This is a genomic window from Tepidicaulis marinus (assembly GCF_000739695.1).
Classification (GTDB): domain Bacteria; phylum Pseudomonadota; class Alphaproteobacteria; order Parvibaculales; family Parvibaculaceae; genus Tepidicaulis; species Tepidicaulis marinus.
In genome coordinates, this window is sequence record NZ_BBIO01000046.1 from 1 (window position 1) to 2,012 (window position 2,012).

General features: G+C 66.8%; 5 protein-coding genes. 4 read left to right on the forward strand and 1 reads right to left on the reverse strand.

Annotated elements, in window-relative coordinates; translation table 11 throughout:
- Positions 1-309, reverse strand: a 309-nt coding sequence (locus M2A_RS18570; protein WP_210164857.1) for a hypothetical protein, incomplete at its 3' end; no start/stop codon positions are given.
- A gap of 13 nt (positions 310-322) precedes the next feature.
- On the opposite strand from M2A_RS18570, the gene M2A_RS16955 reads away from it, so the two are divergent.
- From M2A_RS16955 to M2A_RS16970, 4 genes are all read left to right on the forward strand, one after another.
- Complete coding sequence (locus M2A_RS16955) at positions 323-967, forward strand: phage major capsid protein (RefSeq protein WP_197052984.1); 645 nt, start codon at positions 323-325, stop codon at positions 965-967.
- 85 nt (positions 968-1,052) lie between these two features.
- The gene (locus tag M2A_RS16960) at positions 1,053-1,388 is read left to right on the forward strand and encodes a DUF2190 family protein (protein WP_045449931.1); all 336 of its coding nucleotides are present in this window, start codon (positions 1,053-1,055) and stop codon (positions 1,386-1,388) included.
- A complete protein-coding gene (locus tag M2A_RS16965; protein WP_045449932.1) occupies positions 1,388-1,699 on the forward strand; it encodes a head-tail joining protein in 312 nt (103 codons plus the stop codon). Before M2A_RS16960 ends, M2A_RS16965 begins: the two co-directional genes overlap by 1 nt.
- A partial coding sequence (locus M2A_RS16970) for a DUF6441 family protein (protein ID WP_045449933.1) occupies positions 1,696-2,012 on the forward strand: 317 nt, incomplete at its 3' end. The genes M2A_RS16965 and M2A_RS16970, both read left to right, overlap by 4 nt.

Sequence of the window (2,012 nt, forward strand, 5' to 3'; positions counted from 1 at the left end):
ACGCTGCTGGAACTCGCCCGCGAAAGCCTCGGCAATGCCGGGGTGAACACGCGGGGGCTCTCGCGTGACGAGGTGGCGACGCGCGCGCTGCATTCGACCTCGGACTTCCCCGAGATCCTCGCGGCCGTCACCAACAAGACCCTGCGCCAGGCCTACGAGGCTTATCCGCGGACCTTCGCGCTCTTCTGCCGCCAAGTGCTGGCGACCGACTTCAAGGCGATGCACCGCGTCCAGCTCGGCGAAGCCCCGCAGCTGCTGGAGGTTGGCGAGAGCGGCGAGTTCAAGCGCGGAACGCTCGGGGGAGAGCAAAGAGAGCTACCGCGTGAAGACTTACGGCCGGGTCGTCGCCATCACCCGGCAGGTGCTGATCAACGACGATCTGGACGCCTTCACCCGGATCCCGGCGATGTACGGCAACTCCATCGCCCAGCTGGAGTCGGACGTGGTCTGGGGCATCATCACCTCGAACCCGGCCATGGCAGATGGCAATGCGCTGTTCCACACGACTCACAAGAACCTCGCAGGCACCGGCGCGGCGCTCGACGTCACCAGCGTGGGTGCAGCCCGCGCCGCCATGGCCAAGCAGACGGGTCTCGACAAGAAGACGGTGCTCAACATCCGACCCGCCTTCCTGATCGTGCCGGCCTCGCTGGAGCTGAAGGCCGAGCAGCTGGTCGCACAGAACCTCGTGCCCGCGTCGAGCGGCAACGTGGTGCCCCAGTCGATCCGCACGCTTAGCCCCATCGCTGAGCCGCGTCTCGATGCAGCCAGCGAAACCGCCTGGTATCTGGCCGCCAGCCCAAACCAGATCGACACCATCGAGTACGCCTATCTCGAAGGCCAACAGGGCGCCTACATCGAGACGCGCAACGGCTTCGATGTCGACGGGGTCGAGATCAAGTGCCGCCTCGACTTCGGCGCCAAGGCGATCGACTGGCGCGGCCTCTACAAGAACCCGGGCGCCTGATCCGGCCCCGTCCCTGACACCTGAGCCCCGACGAGATGGGCGGTCCTGACGGGCCGCCCTTCGTCTTTCCAAGAGGATCAAGCCCATGAAGAACTACGTCCAGCCCGGCAACACCATCACCCTGACCGCGCCCTATGCGGTCGTTTCCGGCGACGGCCTGCTCGTCGGCTCCATCTTTGGCGTGGCGGCGGGCAGCGCTGCCCTCGGCGAGACCGTCGAGGCGTCGCTCGTCGGCGTCTTCGACCTGAAGAAGGTCGCCTCGCAGGCGTGGGCCGCGGGCGACAAGGTCTACTGGGACAACACCAACAAAGAGGCGACGAAGACCGCCACCGCCAACACGCTAATCGGCGTTGCGACCGAAGCCGTCGCCGGTGGCGCCGGTGACGTCATCGGGCGGGTTCGCCTGAATGGCAGCTTCTGATGTCGGCCATCGCCGCTGCGTTCCAGTCACTGTTCGCCGACCCGAACATGGCGCGGGACGCGACCTTCACGCCAAAGGGCGGCAGCGCCGTCTCCGTCCGGGTCGTCTTGCGCCGGCCCGACCGTGTCTTCGAATTCGGAGAGACACGGTTGCATGCCGCCACGACGCTGCTCGACATTCGCGTCGCCGATGCGCCCAGCCTCGCCGAAGGCGACGGGTTCCAGTTCGACGGCGTTTCCTATGTCGTCCAGGGAGAGCCGAGCCGCGACGCGGAGCGACTGATCTGGACGGCGGAGTTGCGCGAGGCATGAGGTTCTCGGTCAGCACGATCGGCGACCTCGGCAAGCTGATGAGCGACGAGATCAAGGCCGCCGAGAAGGCCGTCACGGCCGGGATCTCACAGGCCACCGAAGGCCTGAAGACCGAGCTCCGGACGCAGGTCACCTCGGCGGGACTGGGTCCGAGACTGGCGCGCACCTGGCGCGGACAAGTCTACCCCAAGGGCGAAGACAGCATCCGGGCGGCGGGTCTCGTCTGGTCCAAAGCGCCGGGCATCATCCGCATCTACGAGGACGGCGCGACCATTCGCTCGAAGAACGGCTTCTTCCTCGCGATTCCGACGGC

What these genes read in the sequence shown, in the direction of transcription:
- M2A_RS16960 (WP_045449931.1), top strand. Translation starts at nt 1,053, where the DNA reads ATGAAGAACTACGTCCAGCCCGGCAACACCATCACCCTGACCGCGCCC.
- M2A_RS16965 (WP_045449932.1), top strand. Translation starts at nt 1,388, where the DNA reads ATGTCGGCCATCGCCGCTGCGTTCCAGTCACTGTTCGCCGACCCGAAC.